20 protein-coding genes are annotated in these 25582 nt (G+C 72.6%); 10 read left to right on the top strand and 10 right to left on the bottom strand.

Features of this window, described 5'->3' with window-relative positions:
• Positions 1-5 precede the first annotated feature (5 nt).
• The 4 genes from E1262_RS08095 to E1262_RS08080 all read right to left on the bottom strand — a co-directional run bounded on the left by E1262_RS08095 (position 6) and on the right by E1262_RS08080 (position 5231).
• Positions 6-2072, bottom strand: a complete 2067-nt coding sequence (locus E1262_RS08095) for a prolyl oligopeptidase family serine peptidase (RefSeq protein ID WP_132102644.1) — start codon at positions 2070-2072, stop codon at positions 6-8.
• A gap of 85 nt (positions 2073-2157) precedes the next feature.
• On the bottom strand, positions 2158-2298 hold the full coding sequence (locus E1262_RS32010; protein ID WP_132102620.1) for a SapB/AmfS family lanthipeptide: 141 nt from the start codon (positions 2296-2298) through the stop codon (positions 2158-2160).
• 52 nt (positions 2299-2350) lie between these two features.
• Complete coding sequence (gene lanKC / locus E1262_RS08085; RefSeq protein WP_203453671.1) at positions 2351-4996, bottom strand: class III lanthionine synthetase LanKC; 2646 nt, start codon at positions 4994-4996, stop codon at positions 2351-2353.
• The gene (locus tag E1262_RS08080; protein WP_132102619.1) at positions 4980-5231 is read right to left on the bottom strand and encodes a hypothetical protein; all 252 of its coding nucleotides are present in this window, start codon (positions 5229-5231) and stop codon (positions 4980-4982) included. The genes lanKC and E1262_RS08080 overlap by 17 nt, the downstream gene beginning before the upstream one ends.
• Before the next feature lie 252 nt (positions 5232-5483).
• On the opposite strand from E1262_RS08080, the gene E1262_RS08075 reads away from it, so the two are divergent.
• Positions 5484-5945, top strand: a complete 462-nt coding sequence (locus tag E1262_RS08075) for an NfeD family protein (RefSeq protein WP_203453670.1) — start codon at positions 5484-5486, stop codon at positions 5943-5945.
• Between the two features lie 17 nt (positions 5946-5962).
• On the opposite strand, the gene E1262_RS08070 is transcribed toward E1262_RS08075, so the two are convergent.
• Positions 5963-7330, bottom strand: a complete 1368-nt coding sequence (locus E1262_RS08070; RefSeq protein ID WP_132102618.1) for a cystathionine beta-synthase — start codon at positions 7328-7330, stop codon at positions 5963-5965.
• 66 nt (positions 7331-7396) lie between these two features.
• Between E1262_RS08070 and E1262_RS08065 the strand changes: the two genes are divergently transcribed.
• The 3 genes from E1262_RS08065 to E1262_RS08055 all read left to right on the top strand — a co-directional run bounded on the left by E1262_RS08065 (position 7397) and on the right by E1262_RS08055 (position 10449).
• A complete protein-coding gene (locus E1262_RS08065) occupies positions 7397-8374 on the top strand; it encodes an SGNH/GDSL hydrolase family protein (protein ID WP_132102617.1) in 978 nt (325 codons plus the stop codon).
• A gap of 508 nt (positions 8375-8882) precedes the next feature.
• Positions 8883-10106 (top strand): acetyl-CoA C-acetyltransferase, encoded by a 1224-nt coding sequence (locus tag E1262_RS08060; RefSeq protein ID WP_132102616.1) that lies wholly within the window; start codon positions 8883-8885, stop codon positions 10104-10106.
• A 112-nt stretch (positions 10107-10218) separates the two neighbouring features.
• A complete protein-coding gene (locus E1262_RS08055) occupies positions 10219-10449 on the top strand; it encodes a DUF4287 domain-containing protein (protein WP_132102615.1) in 231 nt (76 codons plus the stop codon).
• A 149-nt stretch (positions 10450-10598) separates the two neighbouring features.
• Here E1262_RS08055 and E1262_RS08050 read toward each other — a convergent pair whose 3' ends face one another.
• Positions 10599-11399 (bottom strand): Bax inhibitor-1/YccA family protein, encoded by an 801-nt coding sequence (locus E1262_RS08050; RefSeq protein WP_132102614.1) that lies wholly within the window; start codon positions 11397-11399, stop codon positions 10599-10601.
• A gap of 155 nt (positions 11400-11554) precedes the next feature.
• Between E1262_RS08050 and E1262_RS08045 the strand changes: the two genes are divergently transcribed.
• Together E1262_RS08045 and E1262_RS08040 are read left to right on the top strand one after the other, a co-directional pair.
• Positions 11555-12514 carry a TIGR03557 family F420-dependent LLM class oxidoreductase gene (locus E1262_RS08045; RefSeq protein WP_132102613.1) on the top strand — a complete coding sequence of 320 codons (960 nt, stop codon included), beginning with the start codon at positions 11555-11557 and terminating at the stop codon, positions 12512-12514.
• 121 nt (positions 12515-12635) lie between these two features.
• Complete coding sequence (locus E1262_RS08040) at positions 12636-14342, top strand: DUF3352 domain-containing protein (protein WP_132102612.1); 1707 nt, start codon at positions 12636-12638, stop codon at positions 14340-14342.
• A 95-nt stretch (positions 14343-14437) separates the two neighbouring features.
• Here E1262_RS08040 and E1262_RS08035 read toward each other — a convergent pair whose 3' ends face one another.
• Positions 14438-18181: a S8 family serine peptidase gene (locus tag E1262_RS08035; RefSeq protein ID WP_132102611.1), complete on the bottom strand. Its 3744-nt coding sequence runs from the start codon at positions 18179-18181 to the stop codon at positions 14438-14440.
• Positions 18182-18477: 296 nt separating this feature from the next.
• Positions 18478-21384, bottom strand: a complete 2907-nt coding sequence (locus tag E1262_RS08030) for an ATP-binding protein (RefSeq protein WP_132102610.1) — start codon at positions 21382-21384, stop codon at positions 18478-18480.
• A gap of 339 nt (positions 21385-21723) precedes the next feature.
• On the opposite strand from E1262_RS08030, the gene E1262_RS31655 reads away from it, so the two are divergent.
• Positions 21724-21855 (top strand): hypothetical protein, encoded by a 132-nt coding sequence (locus tag E1262_RS31655; RefSeq protein ID WP_275261650.1) that lies wholly within the window; start codon positions 21724-21726, stop codon positions 21853-21855.
• 103 nt (positions 21856-21958) lie between these two features.
• Here E1262_RS31655 and E1262_RS08020 read toward each other — a convergent pair whose 3' ends face one another.
• On the bottom strand, positions 21959-22159 hold the full coding sequence (locus E1262_RS08020; protein ID WP_119663384.1) for a cold-shock protein: 201 nt from the start codon (positions 22157-22159) through the stop codon (positions 21959-21961).
• 265 nt (positions 22160-22424) lie between these two features.
• Between E1262_RS08020 and E1262_RS08015 the strand changes: the two genes are divergently transcribed.
• The 3 genes from E1262_RS08015 (at position 22425) to E1262_RS08005 (ending at position 24218) form a co-directional block, all read left to right on the top strand.
• Complete coding sequence (locus E1262_RS08015) at positions 22425-22922, top strand: MarR family winged helix-turn-helix transcriptional regulator (protein ID WP_132102609.1); 498 nt, start codon at positions 22425-22427, stop codon at positions 22920-22922.
• A gap of 234 nt (positions 22923-23156) precedes the next feature.
• Complete coding sequence (locus E1262_RS08010) at positions 23157-23462, top strand: hypothetical protein (RefSeq protein WP_132102608.1); 306 nt, start codon at positions 23157-23159, stop codon at positions 23460-23462.
• 15 nt (positions 23463-23477) lie between these two features.
• Positions 23478-24218 carry a class I SAM-dependent methyltransferase gene (locus tag E1262_RS08005; RefSeq protein ID WP_132102607.1) on the top strand — a complete coding sequence of 247 codons (741 nt, stop codon included), beginning with the start codon at positions 23478-23480 and terminating at the stop codon, positions 24216-24218.
• 15 nt (positions 24219-24233) lie between these two features.
• Here E1262_RS08005 and E1262_RS08000 read toward each other — a convergent pair whose 3' ends face one another.
• Positions 24234-25556 carry an FAD-binding oxidoreductase gene (locus E1262_RS08000; RefSeq protein ID WP_132102606.1) on the bottom strand — a complete coding sequence of 441 codons (1323 nt, stop codon included), beginning with the start codon at positions 25554-25556 and terminating at the stop codon, positions 24234-24236.
• Between the last annotated feature and the right edge of the window lie 26 nt (positions 25557-25582).

Here is a 25582-nt window from a genome sequence, read left to right as displayed (position 1 = left end):
CGTCCCTACCTCGCGGACAGGTCGAGCCCGGTGTGGGCCGCCGCGAAGGCCAGCATGTCGGCGGCGAGGGCGACACGGCGACTGGCCGGTGACGCGCCGTGCCCGGCGCCGTCCTCGTGACGTATCAGCACCGGGCGGTCGCTTGCCGTCGCCCACTGCAGGGCAGCGCACATCTTGTATGCGTGCAGCGGATCGACCCGCGTGTCGTCACCGAACACGGTGAACAGGACGGCGGGGTAACGTTCGCCGGGCCGGACACGATGGTACGGCGAGTACGAGAGCAGGCAGCGCAGCTGATCGGGGTCGTCGGCGGTCCCGTACTCACCCCTCCAGGCCGGCCCGAGACCGAACCTCTCGTAGCGGACCATGTCGAGGACCGGCGCCGAGCACAAGGCCGCGGCGAACAGGTCCGGCCGCTGGGTCAGCGCGGCACCGACGAGGAGTCCGCCGTTCGACTCGCCGCAGATCCCGAGCTGGTCGCCGGTCGTCCAGCCGTCTGCGATCAACCGCTCGGCCGCGGCCACGAAGTCGTCGAACACGTTCTGCTTGTGGTCGAGGGCGCCGGCGCGGTGCCACTGCTCGCCTTCCTCTCCCCCGCCGCGCAGGTTCGCGATCGCGAAGACGCCGCCGGCTTCCACCCAGGCAAGGGTGAAGCTGGAGTAGCTGGGAGTCAGTGGGACGCCGAAGCCGCCATAACCGTAGAGGATCGCCGGGCGCGGGCCCGAGTGACCGCGTCCCGCCAGGACGACCATCCGCACCGGTGTGCCGTCGGCGGAGGGGTAGACGATTCGGTGGCCGTCGACGTCGGGTGCGGTGACGGCGCCCGGCGCCGCGGCCCAGCGAGTGGTCTCGCCGGTGCGGGCGTCGTAGCGGTACACGGTGCTGGGCGTGAGGTGGTCGGTGTAGGTGAACCACACCTCGTGCCCCCCGGCGGGTCGGGCGGAGAGCGGTCCGATCGTCCCCGGACCCGGCAGCGGCACCTCCGCGAGCCGGTCTCCGGTACGGAGGTCGTGCACGGTGATCTCGCCGAGGGCGTGCCGGGTCCGGGCGGCGAGGAGAACGGGACGGGCCAGCTCGGGACCGTCGAGGACCGCGAAGTCGGCGAGGACGGCGTCGGGCTCGGCGGGGACCAGATCGCGCCACACCTCGGGTTCCGGGCGACCCGGATCGCCCACGCACAACCTGCCGTTGGGAGCGTCGAGATCGGTGACCACGTACAGGCGCCCGTCGAGGCCTACGTCGACCACCGTCCGCGCGTCGATGCCCTGTTGCACGACCCGCAGCCGCGGGTGCGCCCACGACGACGTCGACAGGTCGGCGAGCCACAGGTCGTTGGACCGAGCGGAGCCGCTGGTCGCGGAGACCACCAGCCAGCGCCCGTCCCAGCTGATCCCGAGTCCGTAGGAGCCGCCGTCGTCGGGGGCCGGGCCCGCGATCATCCGGTCGCCGTCCGCCGCCGTGCCGATCTCGTGCAGGTACACGCCGCGGCGGTTCCCGTCATCGCGCGTGCCGGCGCGGACGTAATAGAACGCCGTCCCACCGGGGAGCCAGGCGACCGGCGAGTAGCGGCAGCGGTCGATGGGTCCGTCGACCACGCGCCTTGTGTCCACGTCCAGGACGTAGAGCTCCGCCTGCTCGGTCCCGTGCCTCGACACCTGGTAGGCCAGCAGTCGCCCGTCGCCGTCGGGCTGCCAGCGGTCGAGGCTGACCGACCCGTCACCCGCGAGAGCCATGGGGTCGACGAGCGCGCGCTCGCGCCCGTCGGGCCCGGCGACGTAGAGCACCGGGTGCTCCTGTCCCGCCGTCTGGCGGAGGAAGAACCGGCGGTCGCCGCGCCATACCGGCGCCGTGATCGCTCCGACCTCGGTGAGCCGGGCCACCCGGGCACGCAGCGAGCCCAATCCCGGCAGGACCCGCTGGTGCTGTCGCCACAGCTCGTCCTGCGCGGCCAGCCACTCCCGCGTCTCCGGGAGCGACGGGTCTTCGAGCCACCGGTAGGGATCTGGCACCAGGAGGCCATGGAGGTCGTCGACGATCGGCTGGCGCTCGGCACGGGGATACGTCGGTGCCATCAGCGGTGAGATCACGGCAGCTGCTCCTTCTCGTCACCGGGCAGGTCCTGGGCGGCACGATGGCCGCCCAGGACCCGCGTGTCGGTCAGTGACACAGTGCGACGCTGAGGTTGCTCGGCCGAAGCGATCCACAGGTCGCGACGGTCAGTGTGCTGCCACCGCCGCCGCCACCGCCACAGTGGCCGCCGCCGGGAGCCTCGAGTCCCTGAAGGTCGAGGAGTGCCATGGTCTACACCTCCTTCCCATTGTCCGTGTCCTGGTGTGAGACGAGTCGCCGTTCACACCTCCTTCCTCGCGTGATCCGGGTCCAGCCGCCCAGCCGGGCCCATGGTCCGCCGATGCGATGCATCGGCGGGAGGCTCGAGGAACGGCAGGAACACCGGTCGCTCGTGCAGCACGGTGCCGACGGCGAACAGCACACCGGCGGTACCAGTGGCGAAGTCCATCGACAGCCGCAAGAGCTGGTCTCCCGGGAACGCCAGCCCGCCGCCGTAGGGCAGGGCGTGCCACGCCAGCCGGCGGACCAGCTCCGTCAGATCCGCATCGGTGACCCGGCCCGGCGCGAGCCCGGACCGCGCCATCATGCCGGCCGCGGCGATGAGGCCGCTGCGACCGGTGAACAGCCCGGACTGGACGAAGTAGCGGGCGCGGATCACGCCGAGCAGGTCGCCCAGCGCGGCCTGGAACGCCTCGTCCCGGCGATGCGTCAGGTAACGCGCCAGCACGACGGCGATCCCGACCGAGCCCTCGTCGAGATAGGGCAGCGTGCGCCAGTCCTGGTTGACCTGCAGCGTCCCGTCTTCGGCCCGGATGCACCGGCGCAGGTCCTGTCGCAACGCGGTGGCCGCCAGGTCGAGCAGCGCCGGGTCGCGGTCGCGCTCGTACGCGCGTAGGAAGAGCAGCGCCGGCCCCGAGGAGCCGTGCAAGAGGCCGGCCCGGGGATGGTCCCCGCCACTGATCACCGGCACGTCCTCGGGTCCGCCGAGGCGATCGGCCGTGACGTCCACCAGTCGCCAGGCCGCATCGTGGAAGGCCCGATCGCCGGTGCGGTCGCCGAGGTGCAGCAGGCTCAGCGCGACTCCCGCGATTCCGGAGTACAGCCCGAGCTCCGGCGCGTCGAGCTCGAGGCCGAGACAGCGCTCCATGGTGTCGAGGGCGTCCTGGCGACGTCCCAGCTCCTCGAGCACGTAAGCGACGCCGTGGAGGCCGGCGTAGAAGCCCGGACCGGCCTCCTGGTCGGCGGCCAGAGCACGCGCGCACAGCCAGTCCTCGTACTCCGGGAAGCGACCGGCGCCCGTGCTGGCGAGGGCGTACAGCACGCCGGCCGCGCCATGGGCGACGTTGACACCACCGCCGGGCTGGAACTGCGCGATGTCGCCCGGGAAGAGCCTGTCCTCACGGCCGGGGGTGGCACTGGCGACCATCGCTCGGCACATCGCGTCCCGGACGTGCTCCCATTCCGCCGCCCCCGGCATCGGCACGGACCGGAGTTCGGTCGACGCGTCGTCGGCGCGTGCGCCCAGGATCGTGCGGACGGCGCGGTCCAGCGTGGCACGCGGCACCGGGAAGGTCTCCGCAATGAGTTCGGCCAAGTGCAAGCACTTGGCCGGGTGCAGCGTGAGCATCGTCGTCGTCTGGGGTGCGAACAGCCCGAGACACAGACACGCCAGCGCGTAACGGTCGACGTCGGCGCCCTGCCGGTCCGCGGGCGCAGCGTACCCCGGATGGGCCAGCGCCGGCCGGGCATCGTCCGCGACGAGCGTCGACACTTCGAAGTCGACGAGGACCAGGCGGTCGTCGGTGCCGACGAGGACGTTGTCGGGATGCAGGTCGCCGAAGACCACGCCACGTTCGTGGAGGGCGTCGACGGCGCGGCCGACCCGGTCGAGCATCTCCAGCGCCCACGTCGTGTATCCGGCCACCTCGTCCGGCGCCGGATCGGGGTGCGTCAAGGGGTATCGCATCACGAGCACACGCTGCAGCGGGACGCTGTCCACGAACTCGACGACGAGGAAGTGATGGTCGCCGACGGTGAAGTGGTCGTGCACCGCGGGCACACTGTCCAACCCGGACAGCCGTCGCATGATGTCCCGCTCGTGGATGACGCGTTCCACGGCATCCCGGCCGGCGACGTCGAGGCCGGCGAAGGGGCGTCCCTCCTTCAGCAGCACCCGCTCGCCGGTCGTGCGCACCCGGCCCAGGTAGACACCGCCGCCGTTGGAGAACTGCACAACGCTCTCGATCGCGTAGGGCAGCCCGCTCACGGTGACCGCGTTTCGGGCGGCCAGGTGCGGCTCGAGGAACTCCGGCAGCGGCACCCAGGGAGGCGTGGCGAAGACGGGTCCTCGAACGTCGGGAACCAGCTCGCCCAGGTCGTTCTCCAGCGCGAGCACGCGCGCACCCCGGCCGTCGAGGCAGTACCGCGGAGTGAAGCCGCCGTACCGGACGAAGAGCGGCCCGTCGCCGTACCGAAGGTCGCTGAGGATGTACGGGCCTTCGACCCCGGTCATCAGCTCGTCCAGCTCTTTGAGCACGAGCTCGAGTTCCGCCACGTCCCGGGGATAGATCGTCACCAGCTTCCCGCTCGACCCGCGGAATGCCGACTTGGAGTTGAACATCACCATGACCGCGTGACTGCGCAGGAACTTGAACGCCAGTCCGCGCGGCACGCAGTAGTCCCACACTGTCTCCAGCGCCCGCTCGGCGTCCTCGACACGGGACGAGACATGGATCTTCCAGCCTTGCGGTGGCAGCTCGATCTCGCGGGGCGCGTAGCTCATCCAGACGTCCGTGGCCGTGCGTTGCCAGCCCTCCGGAACGCGCCGAGCCGCGACCGCGAAGTCCGCACTTCCGGACGCCGGACGTCCCGGTGTGTCGTAGACGAGCCCGTCGGTCAGGCAGTAGAGCTCATACTGGTCGATCACCGGACATCCCCGTGACCGAGCCGAGTGTCCCGGCCAGCGCCAGGACCCCGGTGGAGGCGTGCGGTCGCGCCGAGGCGGTGGGTGCAGGGGTTCCTGGCATGCCGGCATCGGCGGCGGCGGGCCAGGTGTCGGGTGGCACGGAGCGCACCGGCGTCACGCGCCAGGGCGGCCGGCCGACGGGCGCGTAGAAGAACACGCTCTCGGTACAGAACGTCCCGTCCGCGTCGCCCACCATCGACCGCCCCCTGTGCCTCGCCGTCCGCCTTGTGATCCTGCGGCCGAGGCCCGGTTCCGCTCCAGTGACCAGCGTCATCAAAGGCACGTGATCGATGCACGGCAGGACGATGAGAACGTCACGGTGACGCCGGGACATCCGCATCGCCGGACCACCGACAGGCGCGCCGCCCCGGTCGTCACCGTCGAAAGCGGCAGCGTTCGCCACCGCTAGACCAACCGGACATCCGGCGTGAGTCAATACACTGCGGCCATGCAGTCGATGTGGGACTGGTTCAGCGAGCACGCCTGGGTGCTCGCCTGGGCCGGCACGGCGCTCGTCCTGGGAACCATCGAACTCACTACGCTCGACTTCTTCTTCCTCATGCTGGCCATCGGGGCGGTGAGCGGGGCCGTCGCGGCCGCAACCGGCGCGGAGTTCCTGGTGCAGGTGCTGGTGGCCGTCGCGGTCAGCGTGGCACTGCTCGGCGTCGTCCGCCCGATCGCCAAGAAGCGGCTGCTGAAGCCGCCGCCGTCGTCGTTCGGCGTGGCCGCGCTGGTTGGGCAGAGCGGCGTGGTCATCGAGCGGGTCGACGCCCACAACGGCCTGATCCGGCTGGCCGGAGAGGTGTGGTCGGCGCGTTGCTACGACGGCCGCTCGATCATAGAGGAAGGTGCCACGATCGAGGTTGTCGAGATCCGCGGCGCCACGGCTCTGGTCCTGGAGGAGGGCTGAACCCGCCGGCCGGCGCCTCAGCCGGCCACGACGTAGCCCAGGAGGTCGGCGCGGGTCAGCACGCCCACGGGCTTGCCGTCGTCGACCACCAGCAGCGCGTCGGCCGCGCGCAGCGCCTCGACGGCGGCCGACACCGCCTCGCCCGCCCCGACCGTCGGCAGCGGGTCGGACATGTGCCGCTCGACCCGGTCGGTGAGCGCGGCGGCGCCGGTGAACAGCGCGTCCATGAGGTCGCGCTCGACGACGGAGCCGGCCACCTCCGCGGCCATGACCGGCGGTTCGGCCCGCACGACCGGCATCTGCGAGACGTTGTACTCGCGCAGGATGTGCACGGCGTCGGCGACGGTCTCGGAGGGGTGGGTGTGCACGAGCGCCGGCATCTCGCCGGACTTGACCCGCAGCACGTCGCCGACGGTGACGCCCTCGACGGGCGGCAGGAAGCCGTACGACGTCATCCAGGTGTCGTCGAACACCTTGGAGAGGTAGCCGCGGCCACCGTCGGGCAGCAGCACGACGACGACGTCGTCCGGGCCGGCCCGCTCGGCCACCCGCAGCGCCGCCACGACCGCCAGCCCGCAGGAGCCGCCGACCAGCAGTCCCTCCTCGCGGGCCAGGCGGCGGGTCATGTCGAAGGAGTCCTTGTCGGACACCGCGATGATCTCGTCGCACACCTCGGTGTCGTAGGTCGTGGGCCAGAAATCCTCACCGACGCCCTCGACGAGGTACGGCCGGCCGGTGCCGCCGGAGTAGACCGAGCCCTCGGGGTCGGCGCCGACGATCTTCACCCTGCCGCCGGAGACCTCCTTGAGGTAGCGGCCGACGCCGCTGATGGTGCCACCGGTGCCGATGCCCGCGACGAAGTGGGTGATGCGGCCGTCGGTCTGCTTCCACAGCTCTGGCCCGGTGGTCTCGTAGTGCGACCGCGGGTTGGCCGGGTTGGAGTACTGGTCGGGCTTCCAGGCACCGGGGGTCTCGCGGACCAGCCGGTCGGACACCGAGTAGTAGGAGTCGGGGTCCTCGGGCGCGACCGCCGTCGGGCAGACGACGACCTCGGCGCCATAGGCCTTGAGCACGTTCCGCTTGTCCTCGCTCACCTTGTCGGGGCAGACGAAGATGCAGCGGTAGCCCTTGCGCTGCGCCACCAGCGCCAGCCCGACACCGGTGTTGCCACTCGTGGGCTCGACGATGGTGCCGCCGGGGCCGATGAGGCCGGCCTTCTCGGCGTCCTCGATCATCCGGGTGGCGATGCGGTCCTTCACCGAGCCGCCCGGATTCAGGTACTCGACCTTGGCGAGCACGGTGGCCGGCAGGCTGGAGGCGACGGCGCCCAGGCGGACCAGCGGGGTGTCGCCGATGAGGTCCACGACGCTTTCGTAGTACTCCACGTGTCGACCTTAGCCGAGCGTCCGGTTCGCTAGAGTCGAACGGTGGTCGGCTTGGTCAACGTTCAGATGGCACGTCGTCTCGCTGCGGCCGCCGCGTACGGGGGTGGTGGGCTCAGCCTGCTGGGCGCCGCCGGCTACGGACTGCTGCGGCTGCAGGCGAAGCTGGCCCGCCGCACCATCACCGGCCGCCCGCTCGGGGGCCCGCCCGACCCCGACGGCCTCTACGGCAGCGGCGACGGCACGCCGCTCTCGTTCGTGGTCGCCGGCGACTCCGCGGCAGCCGGCTACGGCGTCGAGACCGCCGAGGAGACGCCGGGCGCGCTGCTCGCCGCCGGGCTGGCCGAGGTGGCGCACCGCCCGGTCGCCCTCACCACCGTCGCGCAGGTCGGCGCGCAGACCGCCGACCTCGCCGACCAGCTCGACCACGCGGAGGCGGCCGCGCCCGACGTCGCGCTGCTGATCATCGGCGGCAACGACATCACCCACCAGGTGAAGCTGACCGAGTCCGTCCGGCTGCTCGACGAAGCCGTGCGCCGGCTGCGCGAGGCCGGCTGCCAGGTGGTCGTCGGCACCTGCCCCGACCTCGGCACGATCCGGCCGATCGGGCAGCCGCTGCGGTGGCTGGCCCGGCGGGCGAGCCGGCAGCTGGCCGCCGCCCAGACGATCGCGGTCGTCGCGGCCGGCGGCCGGACGGTGTCGCTGGGCTCGATCCTCGGGCCGGAGTTCGATGCCGCACCGGGCGAGCTGTTCAGCGAGGACCAGTTCCACCCGTCGTCCGCCGGCTACGCGCACGCGGCCGCCGCGGTCCTGCCGTCGCTGATCGGCGCGCTCGGTCTCTGGGCGCCGGGCGACGAGCTGCCGGAAGCGGTCCGCGGCGACAGCGTCCTGCCGGTCTCCATCGCCGCGGTCGCCGCTGCCGACCACGCCGGCACCGAGGTGGCCGCGGCGACGGTCGGCGGCCGGGCCGGCGGGCCGCGCGGCCCCTGGGCGCAGCTGCGCAACCGCCGCCGGCGGCCGCTCCCGGACGCGCCCGAGCGGGTGTGACCGCAGCCGGGCTGGCCCGGGAATGATGCGGTCGCGTCTGGTTCGCCGCGTGGGCCCGTCCGAGTGGACGTTGGCGGTCTTCGATACGGCGAGCTGTATCGAAGTCGCGGTCCCGGTGTCCACGGTGTGAGATTTCCCGGCGTTCCGGGGGCCACCATGAGGTCTTCTGGAGCTTCACCACGCCTGCAATCGTGTTGAGGCTCGGGTAGTCCTGGTGATGTGCGTGATCGTTGATGATCATCGCTGTCCACAGGCACCAAACGGCGCACCGCACCACGCCAAGCGACCTTCGGCACGCCCCGAATCACGCCAAGCGACCTCGTCGTGTGCCCAGACTCGCGAACGAACGACACGACCCCAGACGAACGGCACACCCGGCGAAATGCACATCGGACACACGTGACGCGTCCCAGAACCCGCGGACGCGCGGGGCTCCCGGTGATGGGCTGCGCTGCCGGGGAGTATCCTGGAGTTACCAGTCGGTAACCAACGGTCGAAGGAGCCCGCCATGCCTGAGGCAGTCATCGTTGCCACCGCGCGGTCGCCGATCGGGCGGGCCTACAAGGGGTCGCTGGTCGACGTGCGGCCCGACGACCTCGCCGTCATGACGATCCAGGCGGCCCTGGACCAGATCCCGGCGCTGGACCCCACCACCATCGACGACATCTACGTCGGCTGCGCGGAGCCGCGCGACGAGCAGGGCGGCAACGTCGCGCGGCGGATCGCCGTCCAGCTCGGGCTCGACGGCGTCCCCGCGGCGACGATCAACCGGTTCTGCGCCTCGTCGGTGCAGACGGCGCGGATGGCGTTCCACGCGATCAGGGCCGGCGAGGGCGACGTCTTCGTGTCCGCCGGCGTCGAGTGCGTCTCGCGCTACGTCGGTTTCGGCGGAGCCGGCGTGGACCCGGTCGAAACGCAGAACCCGGTGTTCGCCGACGCCCAGGCACGCACGGCCCGGTACGCCGCGACGAACGAGACCTGGCACGACCCGCGCGCCGACGGTGAGCTCGCCGACATCTACATCCAGATGGGCCAGACCGCCGAGAACGTCGCCACCGCGGTCGGCGTCACCCGCGCCGACCAAGACGAGTTCGCCGTCCTCTCGCAGGCGCGGGCCGAGCAGGCGATGAAGGACGGCTTCTTCGCCCGCGAGATCGTCCCGATCACCCGGCCCGACGGCCAGGTCGTCGACAGCGACGACAGCCCACGTCCCGGCACCACGCTGGAGAAGCTGGCCGCGCTGCAGCCCGTCTTCCGGCCCGACGGCACCGTCACGGCCGGCAACTGCACGCCGCTCAACGACGGCGCCGCCGCCGTCGTGATCATGTCCGACACCCGCGCCCGCGAGCTCGGGCTCGCTCCGCTCGCGCGCATCGTCGCGACGGCCGCGTCCGCGCTCTCGCCGGAGATCATGGGCCTCGGTCCGGTCGAGGCGTCGCGGCGGGTGCTGGCCCGCGCCGGCATGACCATCGACGACGTCGACCTGGTCGAGATCAACGAGGCGTTCGCCGCGCAGGTGGTCCCGAGCGCGCGGCAGCTCGGCATCGACCACGACAAGCTCAACGTGCACGGCGGGGCCATCGCGCTGGGCCACCCGTTCGGCTCCACCGGCGCGCGGATCATGACGACGCTGGTGAACGGGCTGCGGTCGCGGGACGCGTCGATCGGGCTGGAGACCATGTGTGTCGGCGGCGGTCAGGGGATGGCGATCATCCTCGAGCGGCTCGGCTGACGCCGCGCGGATCGGCCCGGTCCGCAGATGGTCTTGGGGGAAGGGGTTGTGCCGTCCGGAGTCCTGCGGCACAGTCGATGTACGGGAACCTCTATAGCCTTCGGAGGCAGCCATGAGCCTGAATCACTCCGACGAGACCCATCGCAACCTTCTCGCCCGGGTTCCGAGCGTTACCGGACGAGAACTCCCGGAGTGGTTCGAGGCCTTGGAGGCCGGACCGTCCTTCCTGCGCTTCGACGACCGCGTGAGATGGCTCCGCGACGAGCACGGTCTGGCGCACGGCCACGCGACGGCCATCGTGCATGAGGCCGACCTGCGCCGCGCCGCCCGCATGTTCGGCTGACCGGACACCACGACACCTTCCGCGACGGACGACCGCCGACGTCCGTCCGCGTCTGAACGCGGCCCCGGACCGCCGGCACGGACGGACACCAACGAGAACGGCCCGCCCCATGAACCACGGGGCGGGCCGTTTCGTGTGCGCTCAGGCGGTCATTCGCCGCGCAAGATGGCGAGCAGCCGCAGGATCTCGATGTAGAGCCAGACCAGCGTGACCGTGAGGCCGAACGCCGCCGTCCAGGCGAACTTGGCCGGCAGACCGGCCTTGACGCCCTTGTCGATGAAGTCGAAATCGAGGATCAGGCAGAACGACGCCAGGCCGACCGCGAACAGGCCGATCAGCACGCCGAACCAGCCGTCGCGGAAACCGAAGGCGCTGTCGGACGAGCCGAACCACATGAACATCAGGTTGACCAGGCTGAAGATCGCGTAGCCGATCAGCGCGATCATGACGCCGCGCTGGAACTTCGGCGTCACCCGGATCTTCCCGCTGCGGTAGACCAGGAGCGTCGCCGCGAACACGCCGAGCGTGCCGAGGACGGCCTGCGCGACGATGCCGTCGAGCGGCCGGCCGGAGATGGCCGTGTTCTCGAAGTAGTTGCTGATGCCGCCGACGAACAGCCCCTCGAACCCCGCGTACAGCAGGATCAGTGCCGGCGACGGGTTGCGCTTGAACGCGTTGACCAGGCCTAGCACCAGTCCGACGATCAGGCCGATGAACGTCAGGCCCGGGTTCAGCCAGCCGACGACCGCCCCGGCGATCAGCACCGCGAAGGTGATGCCGGTCTTCATGACGACGTCGTCGTACGTCATCCGCCCGGTCTGCACGGGCGTCGCCGACGGAGCGGCATACATGTTCTGCAGTTCTTCAGCGCTCGGCGCGGCGGCGTCATAGGTCGCGTGCCGTCCGTTGAAGCCCTCAGCCCGGCTGAAGATCGGGTTGTTTCCCTGCATCGTTCTCCTCCAACGCCCCACAGCGGGGCGAATCAGGTTCGTAGAACGAGTCTACTGTTCAGCTGCGGTGTGGACGAGACCCGGTCACATTGACGCAAGGGTTCTTGTGTTCGCTGTCGGCGATGCCGGACGCCGGTCTGGGTACTGGCGGGACCATGACGCGTTACGGATACTTCCTCGCCACCGAGGATTGGCCGCCCGACGAGCTGCTCCGCCAGGCGCGGCTCGCCGAGGAGACCGGGTTCGAAGCCCTCTGGATCTCCGACCACTTCCACCCCTGGACCGACGAGCAGGGTCAGGCGCCGTTCGTGTGGACGGTGCTCGGCGCGCTGGCGCGCGAGACATCGCTGCCGATCACGACCGCCGTCACCTGCCCGACGCTGCGCATCCATCCGGCGATCGTCGCGCAGGCCGCGGCGACGACGGCCGTCATGGCGCCGGGCCGGTTCACACTCGGCGTCGGCACTGGTGAGGCGCTGAACGAGCAGGTCACCGGGGCGCCGTGGCCGCTGGCGGACCAACGGCTGGACATGCTCGAGGAGGCGATCGAGATCATGCGTGCGCTCTGGACCGGCGAGGTGGTCACCCACCGTGGCCCGTACTACGACGTCGAGCACGCCCGGCTCTACACCGTCCCCGACGAGCCGCCGAAGGTCTACCTGTCCGGCTTCGGGCCGGATGCGGCCGACCTGGCCGGCCGCATCGCCGACGGCTTCATCTCCACGTCGCCGGACGCGGAGATGGCGCGACGGTTCGAGGCGGCGGGTGGCGCCGGCAAGCCGAAGCAGGCCGGCGCGAAGGTGTGCTTCGCCCCCAGCGCGGACGACGGCCTCGACATCGTGCTGCGCCACTGGCCGAACCAGGGTCTCCCGGGCGAGCTGCCCCAGGTCCTGCGGACGCCGGAGCACATCATGCAGGCCTCCACGCTGGTCACCCGCGAGACGCTGGCCGGCTCCGTCGCCTGCGGCCCGGACGCCGACGAGCACCGGAAGTTCCTGACGTCGTACGTCGATGCCGGTTTCGACGAGGTCTACGTGAACCAGATCGGACCGGATCAGGACGGCTTCTTCGGCTTCTACCGCGACGAGGTGCTGCCCGCACTGCGGTCCACGTGACGGTCATCGTACGGCCGCGCACTGGACAGGTTGACACAAGGCATGAATCCGGACTTTCCGCTACCCTGAGCGCGCGGTCGGCGTGCAGGTCCGACGCTCACGGGGGAAGGCGGAGGTCGCCATGTCGTATCCAGGATCGCCCACGGACCCCGGCGAGCACGAGCCGGCTGAGGGCTCCGGCCCGGTGCCGCCGGTGCCGCCACCGCCGCCCGGCACTCCGTACCCGGCCGCGCCCGATCCGGCCACCCAGCCGCTGGACTACGCCGACGACGCCGCCGCGGAGCCGGCCATCGTGCCGCGCAAGCGCCGGGGGCTGCTCGCCGGTGGCATCGCCGCGGCCGTGCTGCTGGTCGTGCCAGGCGCGGTCTTCGCCTGGCAGGCGCTCGACGGCGGCGGCGCGCAGCCGCACGACGTGCTCCCGGCCGACGCCATCGGCTACGTCCGGCTCGACCTCGACCCGTCCGCCGGGCAGAAGATCGAGGCGTTCCGGTTCCTGCAGAACTTCCCGCTGTTCACCGAGGCCACCGGTATCACCGACGAGGACGTCGACCTGCGCGAGCGGTTCGTCGACGAGCTGGCCGACGCCACCGGCTGCGACATCGACTTCGCCGACGACGTCGAGCCGTGGGTCGGCGAGCGCGTCGGCGCGGCCATGACCCCGCCCTCGGCCGACAGCGGTGAGCCGGGCTACGTGGTCGCCCTGCAGGCCGGCGACGAGGAGGCCGCCACCGCGGCGATCGACCGCGTCCTCGGCTGCGGCGGCGCCGACGCCGAGTCCGGCGGCCTCGGCCGCGCCTACGTCGACGGCTACCTGTTGGTCACCGACACCCAGGAGAACGCCGACGCCTACGCGGAGGCCGCGGCCGACTCGTCGCTGGCCGACAACCCCGAGTTCGCCGACGCTATGGAGCAGCTGGGCGAGCAGGGCATCGCGTCGGCGTGGTTCTCCGGCGCCGCCATGTTCGACACGTTCGACGGCTCGGCGAGCGCGTTCGGCATCGGCGCCGGCGCCTCGGGCAACGACCTGCCGTCGCTGGAAGAGGTGCGCGAGCTGATCGACGAGACCTACCGCAGCGTCGCGGTGTCCGTCCGCTTCGACGACCGGTACGCCGAGCTGGCCGGCGTCGTCACCGGCAGCTCGTACCACGCCCTCGACGGCGGCGGCGTCGACGCCGACGTGCCCGACGACACCACGCTCTTCGTCGGCTCGCGCGACGCCGGCCAGTACCTGCGCGACAACTGGGACGCCATGCTGGAGTCGATCCCCGACGGCGCGGAGATGCTGGCCGAGCTCGAGGCGCAGACCGGCCTCGTCCTGCCCGACGACCTCGCCACCGTGCTCGGCGAGAACCTCGTCGTCGCCGTCGACGCGAGCGATCTCGACGTCGAGGCGTTCTCCGAGTACGGCGACTTCTCCTCCATCGACGTCGGCGCCCGCGTCGTCACCGATCCCGGCGCGTTCGCCGATCTGTGGGAGCGCGTTCAGGGCCTGGCCGCCGACGCCGGCGCCTCGCTGGACGGCCTGCCGCTGGAGACGACCGACGACGGCTACGTGCTCGCCACCTCCGAGGACTACGCGGCAGCACTGCTCGAGGGCGGCGGCCTGGCCGACACCGACGTCTACCGCACTGCGGTGGCCGACGCCGCCGACGCCGACTCCGTCTTCTTCCTCAACTTCGACGCCGTCGAGCAGCACGTCCTCGACGCGGCCGGCGGGTCGCTCGGAGAGGCCGAGACGCGCTCGATCGAGGCGCTGCAGGCGGTCGGCATGGCGATGCAGATCGAGGACGGACGGATGGAGCTGAGCCTGCGGGTCACCACCGACTGACGGCTCGCTCGGGCGTTGCCGGTGCCCGGCAATGGGGGCCTTCGGGAGGGACAACACGGCACACCCCATTGCCGGGCACGATCAGTGGGCGCCGGCTACGACATGGCGCCGACCCGCCAGGCGCGGTCGATCTCCTGCCGGACGGAGTTGCCGGCGGCGTCGGCGACCGTCACCCGCAGCGACGCGAACCCGTCGCCGGCCGCTGGGACGCTCGCCCGCAGCCCGCCGTCGCCCGACGGTGTGACCGGCGTCGGCTGCCAGGTGGCACCGTCGTCGAAGGAGACTTCGGCGGTGGCCGTGAACCCGCCCGGCCCGGCCGCACCCGCCGGGTAGGACGGGCGCAGTTCCAGCGGGTACGACGCGCCGGCGGGGACCTCGTTGTACAGCCCGGTCTCCAGGTCGTAGGCCAGTTGGATCAGCGGCAGCACCTCGCGGTCCACCGCCGGCCGCGCGGACCGGAAACCCCACGTCGTCGCGGTGTGCGTCCACAGGTCGGAGAAGTTGCCCCGCCCGGCCGTCGTCTCCAGCGACAGCTCGAAGTCCGCCGCCGCGCCCGGCACGGTGAACTGCGCCTCTGACCAGGACGACCGGCCCACCTCGACGCCGTCGCGGCGCAGGACCAGCTCCGACGAGTCGCCCAGCTGCTGCTGGATGAAGCCGTACGTCGACGGGCCGTAGAGGTACTGCGGCAGCGAGACCCGGATCGCGTCGCGGAACCGCGCCGCGGGCAGGCCGTACTCCTCCGAGCCGGTCAGCGCCGGCATCCCCGGGGCGACCAGCGGACCCCACCACACCTGCTCGGTGCTGCTGCCCGCGGCGTACGGCTCGATGCCCGACCACGTCCAGTACATGTTGGCGAACTCCGGGTGCGGCTGGGCGAACCGCTGCCACTCGACGTCGTCGGCGCTCAGGTACTCGGTGCGGTGAACCGGCCCATTGCGGATGATCGACATGCTCGAGCCGAGGCTCGAGGCGCCGGTGAACGGGATCCAGGACTCCCGCCGGCCCATCCGCTCTGACGCCTGCCGGTAGTCGGCCTCGACGACGGCGAGGTCGTCCGGGTCGGCGGCGTAGGTGACGCCGCCGGGCAGGCCGTCCTCGGTGAACGCGAGGTGGTAGCTGTACTCGGAGTCGCGCCGGCCGGTGAGGTCCAGCTCCAGGCCCGGGTCGGCCGCCAGCTCGGCCCGCAGCCGCTCGCCGGTCGCCCGGTCGACGGTGAAGGTGGGCAGCGTGGCGCCCCAGAAGAACTGCGACCACTCCTCGTCGGCGTCGTTGGCCATGAGCAGCAGCGCCGCACCGGCCTCCGTCGCCAGCCGCAGCTGCTCCTGCGGCCCTTCCCAGTCCCCGTGCCGGCTCACCAGTACCGCCTTGCCGGCGACGCCTGCGGCGGCGAACTCGGCGGCGGTGCCGGTGCCGACGTCGACCAGCGGCAGCGCGTCCTGGCCGGCATACACCGTCGGCGCCGATGCCAGGCGTGGCGACGGCAGCAGCCGCTCACCCGCGGCGGTCAGCTCCAGCAGCGGCTGGGCCAGCTGCCACGTCGTGGAGAACTCGAACGTGCCGGACTTCGGCCGGCGGCTGGGGAGCGTGTAGAGGTCCGCGCCGTCGAAGCCCTGAGCGACGATCATCCGGATCGACTGCTCGCCGACCGTGCGCTCCCACACGGCGTCGAACCCGGTCTCGTCGGCCTCGCGCGGCGTCGTCACCCGGACCTGCTCGGCGTCGCGCGCGTCGTAGGTCAGCGTCACGTCGTCGTCGATGCGCAGGTCGGGCTCGGCGGCCAGCGCGAAGCTCGCGACGGTGTCGCGGCCGGCGGTCTCGATCGTCGTCACGACGGTGTAGGTGCCCTCCGGGACCTCGGCGGTCGCGCTGCCGCCGGAGACGAACGCCCGTGTCCACTCGCCGGTCTCGGTGTTCCAGAGGTCCACCTTGCCGCCGGCCGGCTCGCCGTCGCGGCCCACGGTGGACACGGTGACGGTGTGCAGCGGCCGCTCCACGGTGAACGTGGTGACGCTGTGGATCGCGGAGTCGCGGTCGCGCGGGTTCTGCGCCACGATGCGCCCGCTGTAGCTGCCGCCGGTGCTCGCCTCGGCGGACACCTCGACCCGGGTGCTGGCGCTGCCGCCGGGCGGGATGCTCAGGACGGGGTTGCGCACCCGCATCGAGGGCCGACCCTGGCTCCCGCCGGGACGAGTCACGTCCGCGGTGATTCGCAGCGTGACCCGCCGGTCGGTCGGGTTGTGGTAGGTCAGCGTCCGACCGACGACTGGAGCGTCCTTCGCCAGCTGCCCGAAGTCGACGACGCCCTGGTCGACAGTGACCGTCTCACCCACCGCGGCCGCGACGTCGACCCGTCCGGCGCCCTGGAACGACACCGGCTCGTCCAGCGGCGTGCTCGACGTGATCAGCCGCTGCTTGAGCTGCTCGTCGTCCCAGTCCGGGTGTTGCTGGGCCAGGATCGCGGCCGCGCCGGCGACGTGCGGCGTCGCCATCGAGGTGCCGTTGAGCGAGGTGTAGTGCTCGTCCAGCAGGCTACCCAGCGACGTGCCGGCGGCGCGAGCCGCGACGATGCCGACGCCCGGCGCGACCACCTCGGGCTTGACGGCGCCGTCGCCGATCCGCGGACCGCGCGACGAGAACGCCGCTGCCTGGTTCTGCTTGTCGACGGCGCCGACGGTGAGCGCCGCGTTCGCCGCCCCCGGCGAGCCGACCGTGCCCTCGGCGGGGCCGGTGTTGCCGGCGGCGATGACGAACAGCGTGTCGGACTCCGCGCTGAGGCGGTCGACGGCCAGGCTCATCGGGTCGGTCCCGTCGCTGGCCCAGTCGGTGCCCAGGCTCATGCTGACGACGTCGGCGCCCTGGGCGACCGCCCACTCCATGCCGGCGATGATCCAGTCCTCGTAGCCGGAGCCGTCGTCGCCCAGCACCTTGCCGATCAGCAGGTCGGCGCCCGGCGCGACGCCCCGGTGGGTGCCGCCGGACGCGGCGCCGGTACCCGCGACGGTCGCCGCGACGTGGGTGCCGTGGCCCTGGCGGTCGACCGCGACCTGGCCCTCGGGGTCGGCGTCCTCGGTGAAGTTGCGCGCGCCGGCGACCTGGCCGGCGAGGTCCGGGTGCGTGGGGTCCCAGCCGGTGTCGAGGACGGCGACGGTGCTGCCGGTGCCGTCGAGGCCCTGCTCCCACGCCTCCGGCGCGCCGATCTGCGGCACCGACTCGGCCAGCGTCGCCTCGACCCGGCCGTTGAGCCAGACCCGGCCGATCGTGCCGGCGCGCACGTCGTCCCAGACGGAGCGTAGCTCGTCCTTCGCGGCGGTGACGGCCAGCGCGCCGATGCTCGGCAGCGACCGCTCGGCCCGAGTGCCCGAGGGCGCCTCTGGCACGCTGCGGATCCCGGGACCGCCGGGCGCGGACACCAGCAGCGGCAGGTCCGCCCGGGCGAGGTCGTGGTAGCCGGACTCGGCGAGGTGGGTGAGGTCGAACAGCCGCTCGTCCAGCACGCCGGACTGCACGTACGGCACCGCCTCGTCCGGCAGCGCCAGCAGGTGACCGTCGCGCTCGACGAACGCCGGCGGCCGGCCGCTGGGGGTCGTCTCGGCCCACGCCGCCTGCCGGCCGTCCGGCGCGACGTGCAGGACCACGACGTCGCCGGTGAGCAGCGTCAGCTGGTAGGTGCGCCCGGTGGCGGCCGATCCCGTGGCCGGGACCGCCGCGCCTGCCGCGTCAGCCGATGGCCCGGCGGCGGGCGCCGTCCCACCGGCACCGATCAGCAGGGCGGTGGCCACGGCCGGGACGAGCAGCCGGGCCCGGATGCGATGCCAGGACAGGATCGTGCGGGGCATGGGACCTCGTCTCCTCGGGCCGCGGCCCCGCCGCCCGACGGGGGTTGGCGGGCGGCGGGGTATCCGCGGCGGGGGATCGCCGTGTGTTCACCGTCCCGTACCGCGCCGTCCGTTGCGATTGGGCGAATCACCCATTTATGCCCGGGCGCGGCCTCAGAGCGGTTCCCAGCGCTCGCTGTCGGCGGGTTCCGGTTCGTCGGCGGGCACGTCGTCGGCAGCGTCGTCGGGCTGGGGCAGGTCGGTCACGTGCATGAGATCACCGTCGGTCACCCCGGTGCCGTTCGCGAGTGGGCAGATCACCCAATGAATGCGGCGTCGTCACCGGCGGTGTCGGAGGCGACCGCCACCGCGAGCGCCGTCCGGGATCCGACGCCGAGCTTGCGCATGGCGGCGCTGAGGTGCCGGTCGACGGTGCGCGGCGACAGGAACAGCGCCTCGGCGACCTGCCGGTTGGTCAGGCCCTGCGCGACCAGCCGGGCGACCTCCTGCTCGCGCGGCGACAGCCGGTCGCCGTAGCCGCGGCGGCCGCCACGCCACGCGCGGGCGACGTCGACGCCGTGCGCGCGCAGCACCTGGGCGACGCGGTCGGCGTCCCACCAGGCGCCGAGGTCGCGCAACCTCCGCTGCACCGTGTCGAGCAGCTCCAGCGCGGCGGCGTCGGGCAGCAGCGCCAGTGCCTGCCGCTCCAGCGCGAGCAGCTCCTGGTAGGGACGGGGCAGCTCGGCCCACGCCGCGGCGGCCGCGCCGAACAGCTCGGCCGCGCGCTCGCCGGAACCCGCCACGATCCCCCGGCAGACCAGCAGCGCCGCCTGCGGAGCCGGCGCCGCACGATCGCCCAGCCCGGCGGCGAACCGCTCGGCCAGCTCCGCCGCCTCGTCCCCGCGCTCGGCCCGCACCAGCGCGTCGACGTGCACGGGCGCCAGCTCGGTCGCCCACAGCCAGATCCCCTTGCGCAGCACCATCGTCATGCCAGGCTCGGTGATCCGCAGCGCGTCGGCGACGGCGTCGTCGGCGAGGAAGAGCCGGCCGAGCGCGCCGGCCGGCCCGGTCTGCACGTCGACCAGCCCGCGCCGCACCGCCTCGGCGACCACCACCCGGAACTGGTCGGCGGCGTCGTCGCGGCGGCCGGCGGCGAGGTCGAGCAGGCCGAGGATCATCCGCGCCTCGAGCAGCGCCTCCGGCAGCGTGTCAGCGGACCCGGCCAGCTCAGTGACGCGGTCGGCCAGCCCGTCCCACGCGCCGCCGTGCCAGTCGAGGTTGGCGCGGGTGATCAGCGCCGAGTTCACCAGCCGCTGGTAGCCGGTCGCGGCGAGTAGGTCGACGGCGCCGTCCAGCTGCCGCCGGGCGACCGCGTCGCGACCCCAGCCGATGGCGGTGTGCCCGACGTTCATCCGGCACCGGCCCAGCTGCCGGCGCTCGAACAGGCTGTCCGCGGCGGCGTCGATCTCCTCGGCCGCGGCCCAGCCGGCCTCGTCGCCCATCATCAGCAGCGCGCTGGCGCGGTCGACCGCAAGCCAGGTCTGCTCCTCGGCCGGGACCTGCGGAAACAGCGCCGTGGCGCGGTCGAGCCAGTCGCGGTGCCGGCCGACCGGCCAGACCTGCCCCCGCGGGTGCGACAGCGAGATCATCGCCCGCACCGCCAGCTGCGGCCGGGCGGCCAGCTCGCCGGCGGCGGCCTCGACCTGCTCGATGCCGGTGTCGAAGTCGCCCAGCTGCAGCCACAGCCGCCCGAGCAGCAGCCGGATCTCGCCGCGCCGGTCGGCCGGCAGCTCCGGACGGTCCAGCGCGGCGGCCAGCGTGGCGGCCACCACCACCGCCAGCTCACCGAGCGCGGCGACGCCCCAGGTGGCGGCCTGGCCGAGTTTGTGCGCCAGCCGGGCCTCCCGGTCCGGCGGATGCGTGGCGGCGGTCAGCAGGTCGTTCAGCAGGACGACGGCGGCGCGGTCCTCGCCGGACTCCAGCGCGAGGTCCGCGGCGGCCTCGGTGTGCCGGCTCCAGGCGGCGACGTCGCCGGCCTCGCGGAAGTGCCGGCTCAGGCGCAGCACCGGCGGCGTCGGCAGCTCCTGCAGCGCCGCGGCGGCCTGACCGTGCAGCAGCCGCCGCTCGGACACCGGCAGCGCCTCCTCCATCGCCCGCGACGCCAGCACGTGCCGGCAGACGAACCGGCCCGGCGCGGCCTCGCGCAGCAGCCCTGACGTCAGCGCCGCGGCCAGCCCCTGCCTGGCGTCGTCGCCGCCCAGCCCCGCGACCCGGGCGAGCAGGTCGCCGTCGGCGGGCTCGACCAGCACGGCGGCCGCCTCGAGGATCCGGCGGGCCGGCGGCGGCAGCCGGTCGACCCGCTCGAGGACGGAGTCGCGCACCGTCGGCGGCACCTGCAGCTCGTCGACCGCGCGGCGGGACCACTCACCACCGCGCCGGACGATGTCGCCGCGGTCGCGCAGCAGCGACAGGCTCTCCTCCAGCGCGAGCGGCACGCCCTCGGTGCGGCGATGCAGGAACGAGACGAACTCCGCCGAGATGTCGTCGGTGGCGAACATGGATGCGACCAAGGCGGTCGTCTCCCCGACCGTCAAGGGCTCCAGCGCCAGCTCCACGCGGCGCAGGCCGGCCGGCGGCCGAGCGGTCAGCCGCAGCAGCGGCGACGCGGCCGGCACGTCGGTACCGCGATAGGTGACAACGAGGCTGAGGTCGTGCTTGGTGGCGCCGATGAGAAGCGGCAGGAACTCCAGCGTCGCGGCGTCGGCCCAGTGCGCGTCCTCGAGTACCAGCACCTTGATGCCGGACCGCTCGACCAGCTCGGCCAGTGCCCGGAACAGCCGGTGCCGCGTCGAGCTGGGGTCCTCCAGCGGCTCCAGCGCGGCCGGCAGGTGCTCGGCCCACTCCGGGAACAGCGGCCGCAGCGCGCCCGCCAGCGGGCTCAGCGGCACGCCGTCGACCGGCAGCCGATGCAGCGCGTCGACCAGCGGCCCCAGCGGGAACGGCTCGGCCAGCGGCGGGCAGGCCGCCACCAGCGTCGTCGCGGGGTCCAGGGCGCGCAGCGCCTCCTGCACCAGGCGGGTCTTGCCGATGCCCGCTTCACCTTCGACCAGCACGAACGCGGGCCGGCCGGGTGCGGCCAGGGCGTCGGCGACGGCGGACAGCTCGCGCTCGCGGCCCACGAACGCGGCGGCGTGCGCGGCGGCATCGGCATGCTGACCTACCACCGATCCTCCCGCCGCCGGCCATCGCTGCTCGTCCGCCCCACCGCTTCGGGTCAGCGTAGAGCAGCAGCGAACATGTGCGGCGCCGGGTCACCGCGCGCTGACGAGATCCCGCACCACCGCGGCGACGGCCGCCGGCCGGCGGTGCCGCGTCACGTGCCCGGCTGCGGCGATCTCCACGTCAGGTGGTACCGGTGCGATACGCCGAGTCCCGGCACGCAGACCACCTCGGCGGCGTCGGGTGGGCCAAGCACCGCCGCTTGCATCCACCGTCCGCCGACGGCGGTGTACTCGTGCCCGCTCCATCGCATGCCGAGGGGATACCCGGGTACGGGGACCGGCATGACCGAGAACACCGGGCCCGACGACCTCGACCGCGACGACCAGGACGCCGAGCCGACGAAGAACGCGCCCGACGAGGGCCGCCCCGACCTCACCGCCCTCTCCGACGACGAGGACGAGGACGAGCAGTGATCGACGGCGGTCCGCCGGGACCACACGCGGCGAGGGGCCGGCACATGCGTGCCGGCCCCTCGTCGTTTTCAGTTGTGTGCGGCAGGTGTGACCTGCCGCCGCATCAGAGTGCGCGGACGCGCGTGGCCTGCGGGCCCTTGGGGCCCTGCGCCAGCTCGAACTCCACGCTCTGGTTCTCCTCGAGGCTGCGGAAGCCCGCGCCGTCGATCTCGGAGTAGTGGACGAACACATCCGGTCCGTCCTCGCGGGCGATGAAGCCGAAGCCCTTCTCCGCGTTGAACCACTTGACAGTGCCCTGAGTCATTTCTGCTCCTCACAGGGGCTGGATACGGGCGCCGCACCATGCGGTTCGCCCTGGCCGGTTCTAGACGACGCAACTTCTCCAGCAGACCTGAAGGCAAGCAGCGCGCCCGCAACAAAAGTCCTTGCGAGCGTGCGGACACACGAACACAAAAATCACGACCGCTACGTATAACCCGGTCACCGCCCAATCCATTCCCGCCCGCCGCCGGGGCTCTGATCGTCGTGAGTGGTTTCATGTCTCAAGAGGACTTGCAGGAGGGGGGCGCGTGACCGAGCAGATACCAGCGAGCGGCGCGCTAGGCCGCAGCGTCAACACCGTCTCCGGCGCCAGCCGCGGGGAGGCGCTCGAGTTCGCCGACGCGCTCATGGCGTTCCTGTCGGCGTCGCGGCGCACCCGCGGCCGGCTGCAGCCGCTGTTCGACGACATCACCGTCCCGCAACTGGTGCTGCTCGACGCTATCCAGGAGTGCGGCCGCGACGGTGTCGGCGCGGTCGCGGCGCTGACCGGCCTGAGCCAGCCGACGGTCACTCGCAGCGCCGGCGCGCTGGTCCGCGACGGCCTGGTCCGCTACAGCCAGGTGGACGGCGACGGCCGGCGCCGGGTGCTCGAGCTCACCGAACGCGGCAGCACCGTACTCGCTGCCAAACGCGCGGTCGTCGCCGGTCACATCGCGGGTGCCTGGGACAACCTCTCCCCCGCCGAGCAGGACCTGGTGGTCCCGCTGCTGCGCCACCTCACCGAGCTCGTCGACAAGCTGTTCTGAGCCCGGCGGACCTCACAGCGGCCCCTCCCGGGCTGGTCTGTCGGTGCGGCGTGTTGACACGAACGCCAACTGTTGGCGCTGGTGTCAACACGCTCGGCTTATCATCGGCCGGTCTGACTGGCCACGAAGCTGTTCCTGCTATATAAATCGGCGTAGCCTCGAAGTGACGAGCCGTCCACTCTGGGTAAGACGAACGGTGAGTACCGCAGCCGCAATGACGCGGAGGTGAGCAACGTGAGCTACGGGTCGGCACACCTCATGCAAGCGATACTCGACGGGTTGCGCTACGTCTTGTGGGTCATGGTCAGCGGGTTCGCCGTGGTCGGCGCCGCGTTCTACGGCGGTGCCGGAGTGGCCGCCGTCTGGCAGAAGGCGGGTCCGCCCGCGCGCCGGTGCAACGACGAGGTCGCCCGCGAGGCCGCCGAAGGCATCGCCGAGATCGAGGCCTTCCTGGCCGAGCAGGAGCCCCACATCGAGCCGCCGGAACCACCGCCGGCGCCACGCCGGAAGCTCCCACCCGCGTCGGGTGAGGCCGTCTGATGCGACGATGCGGCCATGACGGAGGAATACCGGTTCTACGGTGACCTCGCCGACTGGTGGCCGCTGATCTCGCCGCCCGGCGAGTACGCCGACGAGGCCGCGCTCGCCGCCACCGCGCTGGAATCCGCCAGCGTCCCCGTCCGCGACGTGCTCGAGCTCGGCAGCGGCGGCGGGCACAACGCGGTCCACCTCAAGCACCGGTTCGCGCTGACGCTGGTGGACCTGTCGCCGCGGATGCTCGAGGTGTCGCGCCGGCTCAACCCGGAGTGCGAGCACGTCGAGGGCGACATGCGCGAGCTGCGCCTGGACCGCATGTTCGACGCGGTGTTCGTGCACGACGCCGTCGACTACATGCTCACCGAGGGCGACCTGGGCCGGACGGTCTCGACGGCGTTCGCACACTGCCGGCCGGGCGGTGCCGCGGTGTTCCTCCCCGACCACACCGCCGAGACGTTCGAGGAGAGCACCGAGCACGGCGGTGCCGACGCCGACGACGGGCGCGGCGCCCGGTTCCTCGGCTGGACCTGGGACCCGGACCCGGACGACACCTGGGTGCGGACGGAATACGTGCTGTTGCTGCGCGAGCAGGACGGCAGCACCGAGACGGTCCACGAGACGCACCGCACCGGCATCTTCAGCCGCGACGTCTGGCACCGGCTGCTGAGTGGCGCCGGGTTCGAGCCGATGGTGCTGACCCGCAGCGACGGGCCGGACGACGCGCCGCGCGACCTGTTCATCGCGCATCGTCCGGCCTGACCAGCGCGTCCGCCGTCACGACCGGGCGGCCGGCGCGATGTTGTGGTTGAGGTGGAAGCCGTTCTCCGGGTCGTAGGCGGTCTTCACCGCGGTCAGCCGGTCCAGCTTCGCCGGCCGGTAGGCACGGCGCACACCGGCGGCGCCCTCGTCACTGAGCGCGTTGACGTACGCGCCGCTGGCGAACGGCTCGATCGAGGCGGCGGTCCGGCGGGCGAGAGTCATCCGCTCGGCGTCCTCGGCGGCGTCGCTCCACCGCGCGGCGGCGACGTACTCGAAGGCGGCGTCGCGCTGGCTGAACGCGGAGTCGTCGTCGGGCACGTCGGCGATGGCGCCGCCGTAGGCCTGCAGGCTGATCCCCATGTCGACGTCGCCGTGCTCTACCATCGCGTCGATCGCCTCGTCGGGCAGCCCGCGCACGTAGTGGCCCTTCCAGTAGCGGCGGTACGCGTGCCCCTCCGGGCTGTCCTCGCGGGTCTGCAGCTCGACGTAGGACAGCTCGCCGACGTTCTCTGTCACCGGCACGCCCAGGGAGCGCAGGTGCGGCAGCAGGTCGGCCGCCTGCTCCGTCGGGCCGGCCCACACGTATCCGACGGTGAGCAGCCCGCGGCCCAGCGCGGCGGCGAAGGTGGCCTGCCGAGGCGCGTCGGCGCTGAGGTCGCGCCAGCCGCGCAGCACCGCGGCGGCCCGCTCCAGCGGGTAGGTCAGCTCGGCGACATAGGCGCGGGTGCCGACCGGATGCAGCTGGAACTCGAACTCGGTGACGATGCCGAAGTTGCCGCCGCCGCCACGCAACCCCCAGAACAGGTCCGGGTGCTCGTCGCGGCTGACCCGCAGCCGCTCGCCGTCCGCCGTCACCAGCTCGTAGGACACGACGTTGTCGCAGGTCAGGCCGTACTGGCGGGCCAGCCAGCCCATGCCGCCGCCTAGTGTGAGGCCGCCGACGCCGGTGTGCGACACGTTGCCGGCGGTGGTGGCCAGGCCGTGTCGCTGCGCCGCGACGTCCAGCGCGCCGAGCAGCGCGCCGCCCTGCACCAGGGCCCGCCGCGTTGCCGGGTCGACGGACACCCCGCCCATCGGGGTGAGGTCGATCATCAGGCCGTCCTCGGGCACGGAGATCCCCAGCACGCTGTGCCCGCCGCAGCGGACGCCGATCTCCAGGCCGAGCTCGCGGGCCAGGCGGACGGCGGCCACGACGTCGTCCGGGCCGGCACAGCGGACGATCATCCGCGGCCGGCGGTCGACCATGGCGTTCCAGACCGCGCGGGCGTGGTCGTAATGCTGGTCGCCCGGCAGGACCAGCCGGTCCCCGAGCTGCTCGCGAAGGCGTGTCGTCGTCATGTGCCGAGCATCACAGTGACCGGTTC

Source organism: Jiangella aurantiaca (assembly GCF_004349105.1).
Classification (GTDB): Bacteria; Actinomycetota; Actinomycetes; order Jiangellales; family Jiangellaceae; genus Jiangella; species Jiangella aurantiaca.
This window is presented reverse-complemented; position numbering and strand designations above follow the sequence as displayed.